The sequence below is a fragment of the Jatrophihabitans lederbergiae genome (assembly GCF_031845305.1).
GTDB lineage: Bacteria > Actinomycetota > Actinomycetes > Mycobacteriales > Jatrophihabitantaceae > Jatrophihabitans_A > Jatrophihabitans_A lederbergiae.
Genome location: NZ_JAVREH010000242.1, coordinates 1 through 330, shown reverse-complemented (window position 1 = coordinate 330; position 330 = coordinate 1). Strand labels below are relative to the sequence as shown.

Annotated in this window: 1 protein-coding gene; it reads right to left on the bottom strand. The window is 68.8% G+C overall.

Annotated elements, in window-relative coordinates:
* Positions 1-330: glycoside hydrolase family 15 protein (locus tag RM423_RS25130; protein ID WP_311425759.1), on the bottom strand; the 330-nt coding region annotated here is incomplete at both ends.

Below are 330 nucleotides of genomic sequence, written 5' to 3'. Positions count from 1 at the left end.
CCATGAGCGCGACTTGGAGGTCCCAGGCGTCGTCGTGGTCGGCGAGCCCGGCGTTGCGGGCCAGCGCGAGGTCGTCGAGGGTCTCGCCCCAGACGTCGAGTTGCAGTTGATCGGAGGCGGCGTTGCCCGTCCGCACGGGTGTGGAGTTTTCGTATCCGGTGAGCCAGGGCAGTTCGGCTTCGGGTAGCCGCCGGGTGCCGTCCAGGGCGTACATGATCTGCAGGTCGGCGGGGTCTCCGGCGACCGCTCTCAGTAGCCATTCCCGCCAGGCCTTGGCCTCGTCGAGGTAGCCGGCGGAGATCAGCGCTTGCAGGGTGTAGGTGGAGTCCC